The sequence below is a fragment of the Pseudomonas sp. NPDC089554 genome, from assembly GCF_050280645.1.
In the GTDB taxonomy this organism is placed as follows: Bacteria; Pseudomonadota; Gammaproteobacteria; order Pseudomonadales; family Pseudomonadaceae; genus Aquipseudomonas.
This window is the reverse complement of record NZ_JBNNVR010000153.1, coordinates 1-5,786: the sequence shown is the minus strand read 5'-3', so window position 1 is coordinate 5,786 and position 5,786 is coordinate 1. Positions and strand designations below refer to the sequence as shown.

At 62.8% G+C, this 5,786-nt stretch carries 4 protein-coding genes and 1 pseudogene; 1 reads left to right on the top strand and 4 read right to left on the bottom strand.

Annotated elements, in window-relative coordinates:
• Window positions 1-144: 144 nt before the first annotated feature.
• From ACQKPE_RS25610 to ACQKPE_RS25600, 3 genes are all read right to left on the bottom strand, one after another.
• The gene (locus ACQKPE_RS25610) at window positions 145-741 is read right to left on the bottom strand and encodes a DUF924 family protein (protein ID WP_427669477.1); all 597 of its coding nucleotides are present in this window, start codon (window positions 739-741) and stop codon (window positions 145-147) included.
• A 3-nt stretch (window positions 742-744) separates the two neighbouring features.
• Window positions 745-1,755, bottom strand: coding sequence for a class 1 fructose-bisphosphatase (locus tag ACQKPE_RS25605; RefSeq protein WP_427669476.1), 1,011 nt, complete (start codon window positions 1,753-1,755; stop codon window positions 745-747).
• Between the two features lie 215 nt (window positions 1,756-1,970).
• Window positions 1,971-4,436, bottom strand: coding sequence for a glycogen/starch/alpha-glucan phosphorylase (locus ACQKPE_RS25600; protein WP_427669474.1), 2,466 nt, complete (start codon window positions 4,434-4,436; stop codon window positions 1,971-1,973).
• A gap of 200 nt (window positions 4,437-4,636) precedes the next feature.
• Between ACQKPE_RS25600 and ACQKPE_RS25595 the strand changes: the two genes are divergently transcribed.
• Entirely contained in the window at window positions 4,637-5,041 is a 405-nt protein-coding gene (locus ACQKPE_RS25595; protein WP_427669472.1) for a YkgJ family cysteine cluster protein, read from the top strand.
• A gap of 110 nt (window positions 5,042-5,151) precedes the next feature.
• On the opposite strand, the pseudogene ACQKPE_RS25590 reads toward ACQKPE_RS25595, so the two are convergent.
• A pseudogene (locus tag ACQKPE_RS25590) lies at window positions 5,152-5,786 on the bottom strand (translational GTPase TypA); the annotation flags it as partial.

Below are 5,786 nucleotides of genomic sequence, written 5' to 3'. Positions count from 1 at the left end.
GTTTTGTAAGATTTGGTTGCGCTGGTTTTTCCGATGGCGCAAGGCGGGATGCCGGGTCGCCTTCTTCGTGGGCAAGCCCGCTCCTACAGGGTTTTCACTGAACCTGTAGGAGCGGGCTTGCCCGCGAACCAGGCGCCGCAGTGTCTAGAACCTGGACCCAGGCTCCAGCAGGAAATCCATCTCTTCACTGGTACTAGGCCGCCCCAGCACCAGGTTACGGTGCGGGAAGCGCCCGAACCGGGCAATCACCCGCTGGTGCTTCTCGGCATAGTCCAGAAAGCCTTCGAACAGCCGCTTGTTGGCCTCAGGCTGTTCATCCAGCAACATCTGGTAGCGTTCCACGCACAGGTTCTGCCAGTCCAGCACCTCTGCATGCTCCAGCACCAGCAGCACGAACACCCGCTGGATCGGCAGCAACTGGTAGTCCCAGCCCTTCTGCAAACCCTGCAAGGCCACCACCTGGGCACGCCGGTCGCCCTCGAAGGCGCGCGGCGTGTCGCGGTAGATCATGCGTGGCAGCTGGTCGAGCAGCAGCAACAGGCCAAGCCAGCCCTGGGGGCTTTGCTGCCATTCGTCCAGGCCACCGGCCAGGGCGTGCTCGACCAGGTCGCCGAACAGTGCCTGGGCCTCGGCATCATGGCTCTTGCCGAACCAGAAGGTGTTCTTCTCGTCCGCCACGGCCTGCGGGCTGGCGCCCCAGCCGAACCACCATTCCAGCAACGGCTGCCAAGGTGCAAGCATGGGTTACTCCTTGTGGTAGGCGGTGACGCGCTCCACCTCTTCCTTCGAACCGAGGATCACCGACACACGCTGGTGCAGGCTGTCTGGCTGGATGTCGAGGATACGCTCGTAACCATTGGTGGACGCGCCACCGGCCTGCTCGATGATGAACGACATCGGGTTGGCCTCGTACATCAGGCGCAGCTTGCCCGGCTTGCTCGGGTCGCGGGCATCGCGCGGGTACATGAACAGGCCGCCACGGGTCAGGATGCGGTGCACATCGGCAACCATCGAGGCGATCCAGCGCATGTTGTAGTTCTTCTTCAGCGGGCCGGTCTCACCGGCCAGCAGCTCTTCCACATAGCGCTGTACCGGGGCTTCCCAGTGACGCTGGTTGGACATGTTGATGGCGAACTCGGCGGTGGTTTCCGGCACGCGGATGTTCTCGTGGGTAAGCACGAAGCTGCCCAGCTCGCGGTCCAGGGTGAAGCCCTTGACGCCATTGCCCAGGGTCAGGATCAGCATGGTCTGCGGGCCATAGATGGCATAACCGGCGGCGACCTGCTCGGTACCTGGCTGGTGGAAGGCCTTCTCGTTGAGGGTTTCGTTCTGGCTCAGGTATTCGTTCGGGCAGCGCAGTACCGAGAAGATGGTGCCGACCGAGACGTTGACGTCGATGTTCGACGAGCCGTCCAGCGGGTCGAAGACCAGCAGGTAGGCACCCTTGGGGTACTTGCCGGGGATCTGGTAGGCGTTGTCCATTTCCTCGGACGCCATGCCGGCCAGGTGGCCGCCCCACTCGTTGGCTTCGAGCAGGATGTCGTTGGAGATCACGTCGAGCTTCTTCTGCACCTCGCCCTGCACGTTCTCGGTGCCCATGCTGCCCAGTACGCCGCCCAGGGCGCCCTTGGACACGTGATGGCTGATCTCCTTGCACGCACGGGCCACCACCTCGATCAGGAAGCGCAGATCGGCAGGGGTATTGTTGCTGCGGGTCTGCTCAATCAGATAGCGACTCAGGGTAACGCGGGACATGTATGGCTCCGGAAAGGAAAGGGGGTGGAAAAACCCCCGCAGTTTACAGGGAGTGTCGCGGGCTAGCGAGCGAAGGTTCAGACGGCGGTTTTGGGGTTGAGTTCAGGCAGCTGGTCGGCTGCGAGGCTTTCGCGGGTAAACCCGCGCCCACAGGTACCCCACTGAATCCAAGGACAATGGGGTACCCGCGAAGAGGCCGGAACAGACTTACACCGTCAGTCCAGCGCCTTCCAGATTTCCGTCGCATACTCGCGAATGGTCCGATCCGACGAGAACCATCCCATGCGCGCGGTATTGAGCACCGCCATGCGCCACCATTCCTGCGGCGTGTGCCACAGCTGGTCGACCCGGCGCTGGGCGTCCCAGTAGGCGTCGAAGTCGGCACACACCAGGAAGCGGTCGTGGGCCACCAAACCATCGACAAGGCCCGCGTAGCGCCCCGGGTCGTCCGGCGAGAACACGCCGCTGCGAATGGCTTGCAGCACATCCCCCAGCCGGTTCGAGTTGGCGATGGCCGCCGCCGCACCAAAATCGCCCGCCTTGCGCCGCGCCTCCACCTGCTGGGCAGTGAGGCCGAAGATGAACATGTTCTCGGCGCCCACCTGCTCGCACATCTCGACGTTGGCGCCATCGAGGGTGCCGATGGTCAGCGCGCCGTTGAGCGCGAACTTCATGTTGCTGGTACCGGAGGCCTCGTAGCCGGCGGTGGAGATCTGCTCGGAAAGGTCCGCCGCCGGGATGATGCTTTCAGCCAGGCTGACGTTGTAGTTGGGCAGGAACACCACCTTGAGCTGCCCACGTACCGTCGGGTCGTTGTTGACCACCCGGGCGATGTCGTTGGCCAGTTTGATGATCAGCTTGGCCTGGTGGTAGCTCGCCGCTGCCTTGCCAGCGAAAATCGTCACCCGTGGCACCCAGTCGCTGCCGGGGTCGTTGCGCATGGCCTGGTACAGCGCCACGGTGTGCAGCAGGTTGAGCAGTTGGCGCTTGTACTCGTGGATGCGCTTGACCTGCACGTCGAACAGCGCCTCGGGGTTCACCGTGACGCCCACGCGGTCCTGGATGATGCTCGCCAGCGCCCGCTTGCTGTGCAGGCGCTGGGCGGCGAACTGCTTGCGGAAAGTGGCTTTGTCGGCGAACGGCGCCAGCGCCTTGAGCTTGCCTTCCGGGTCGTCCAGCACCTCGCGCCCCAGGGCCTCGACCAGCATGGCGGTCAGCTGCGGGTTGGCTTGGTACAGCCAACGGCGGAAGGTGATGCCGTTGGTCTTGTTGTTGATGCGCTTTGGGTAGAGCTTGTGCAGCTCGGCGAACACCGTGCTTTTCATCAGCTTGCTGTGCAGCGCCGACACTCCGTTGACGCTGTGCGAGCCGAGGAACGCCAGGTTGCCCATACGCACACGGCGGCCGTTGTCTTCCTCGATCAGCGACACCGCGCGCAGCACATCGAAGTCGTGCAGGCCTTTGGCCCGCAAGGCGTCGATATGGTAGGCGTTGATCAGGTAGATGATCTGCATGTGCCGCGGCAGCATGCGCTCCATCAGCGCCACCGGCCAGGTTTCCAGGGCCTCGGGCAGCAGGGTGTGGTTGGTGTAGGCCAGGGTGCCGACGGTCAGCTCCCAGGCTTTTTCCCACGGCACTTCGTGCTGGTCGACCAGCAGGCGCATCAGCTCGGCCACGGCGATCGAGGGGTGGGTGTCGTTGAGCTGGATCGCCGCCGCGTCGGGCAGGTTGAGCAGGTTCTTGTGCATGTTCAGGTGGCGACGCAACAGGTCTTGCAGCGAGGCACAGACGAAGAAGTACTCCTGGCGCAGACGCAGTTCCTGGCCAGCCTCGGTACTGTCGGCCGGGTAAAGCACCCGCGAAATGCTCTCGGCACGCGCCACCTCGGCCACGGCGCCCAGGTGGTCACCGGCGTTGAAGCGCTCCAGGTGCAGGTCTTCCAGGGCACGGGCACGCCACAGTCGCAGGGTGTTGACGCTGGCACCACGCCAGCCGACCACCGGGGTGTCGTAGGCCACCGCGCGTACCGTCTCGGCAGGCTTCCACACCTGGCGCTGCTTGCCATGGGCGTCCTCGAGCGTTTCGACACTGCCGCCGAAGCTGATCGGGTAGATCACCTCGGCACGCTCGAACTCCCAGGGGTTGCCGAAGTCCAGCCAGTTCTCGGTTTGCTCCTGCTGCCAGCCATCGACCACCGCCTGGCGAAACAGGCCGTGTTCGTAGCGGATGCCATAGCCATGGGCAGCGATGCCCAGGGTCGACATGCTCTCCATGAAGCACGCTGCCAGGCGCCCCAGGCCACCGTTGCCCAGCGCAGCATCGGGCTCGAGCAGGCGGATGCGCTCGAGGTCGACATCCAGCCCTTCCAGGGCTTCGCGGGCAATTTCCAGGTAGCCCAGGTTGCTCAGGCTGTCGTACAGCAGCCGGCCAATGAGGAATTCAAGGGAGAGGTAATACACCCGTTTCTGGCTACGGCGGTAGGCCTGCCGGGTATGGTCCATCCAGTGGTCGACCATGTGGTCTCGGGCCGCCAGGGCGATGGCTTCGAACCAGTCGTGGTCGAAGGCATGCTCGGGGTCCTTGCCAACCGCGTAGGTCAGCTTGGTCAGCACCGCATCGCGAAAAGCCGCAACTTCCGCTTCATGGGCTTTGGCGTCACGGGCTACAGGTTCCTGGGACATGGGGCATCCTCGGGGCTAGTGGGCGAAAGCGCAGGCAGATTGTTCAGCCTAGACGCTCTGACACGGAGCGACAGCGACGGTTCGCGGTTTTCATCCACCCCGAGCAAATCGGGCGAAAGGTTGTTCACAAATTGAACAACTCCGGTATCATCGCGCGCCCCAAAACCGTGATTTCCCCTGCAAGAATAAAACCCGAAAACATGAAACCGACCCTGATCGCCGCCGCCGAAGTCGACCGCCTGGAAACCTGGCAGCGTTATGCCAGCCATATGTGCGGGGGTTGCCATTCGACCTGCTGCACCCTACCCGTCGAAGTGAAGATCAAGGACTTGATCCGCATTGGCGTGGTAGATGAGTTCGAAAAGGACGAGCCCCCGAAGAACGTTGCCAAGCGCCTGCAAAAGGACGGCATCGTCGAGCGCTTCAACCAGAAGTCGGGGATCTTCACCCTGACCCGCATGAGCAACGACGACTGCCTTTATCTGGACCGCAAGAGCCGCCTGTGCACCATTTACGATAAGCGCCCGGACACCTGCCGCAACCACCCCAAGGTCGGGCCACGGCCGGGGTACTGCGCCTACAAACCCAAGGCAGCCAGCCGCTAATATTTTGTCTACGCGGGCTTGCCCGCGAAAAGAACACCGCCAAAACACCAGACAAACAAAAACGCCCCCGGCCTTTCGACCGGGGGCGTTTTCATTCAGCCTGAGCTAACTCAGTTCTTGGCTTTCTTGGCAGCGCGGGTACGCTCGCCTTCGTCCAGGATCTTCTTGCGCAGACGGATCGACTTCGGCGTGACTTCGCACAGCTCGTCGTCCTGGATGAACTCCAGGGCCTGTTCCAGGGTGTGGCGAACTGGCGGTACCAGGGCGATGACTTCGTCTTTGCCCGAAGCACGCATGTTGTCCAGTTTCTTGCCCTTGGTCGGGTTCACGCCCAGGTCGTTGTCGCGGCTGTTCAGGCCGATGATCTGACCGTTGTAGATCTCCTGGCCGTGCTCGACGAACAGCTTGCCACGCGCTTGCAGGGTTTCCAGCGAGTAGGTCAGTGCCTTGCCGGTCTCGACCGAAACCAGTACGCCGTTCAGACGGCCGGACATCTGGCCCGACTTCATGGTGTCGTAGCGATCGAAGATCGAGGTCAGGATGCCTGCACCGTTGGTCAGGGTCAGGAACTGGTTACGGAAACCGATCAGACCACGGGCTGGAATGTTGTATTCCAGGCGAACACGGCCCTTGCCATCCGGCACCATGTTGGTCAGGTCGCCTTTACGCAGACCCATCTCGAGAAAGCCCCGCTCAGCACCAAGAACTTCCTCGAGTACGTCGACGCCGGCTTCTACAACAACAC

What these genes read in the sequence shown, in the direction of transcription:
- ACQKPE_RS25595 (WP_427669472.1), top strand. Translation starts at nt 4,637, where the DNA reads ATGAAACCGACCCTGATCGCCGCCGCCGAAGTCGACCGCCTGGAAACC.
- ACQKPE_RS25610 (WP_427669477.1), bottom strand. Translation starts at nt 741, where the DNA reads ATGCTTGCACCTTGGCAGCCGTTGCTGGAATGGTGGTTCGGCTGGGGC.
- ACQKPE_RS25600 (WP_427669474.1), bottom strand. Translation starts at nt 4,436, where the DNA reads ATGTCCCAGGAACCTGTAGCCCGTGACGCCAAAGCCCATGAAGCGGAA.
- ACQKPE_RS25605 (WP_427669476.1), bottom strand. Translation starts at nt 1,755, where the DNA reads ATGTCCCGCGTTACCCTGAGTCGCTATCTGATTGAGCAGACCCGCAGC.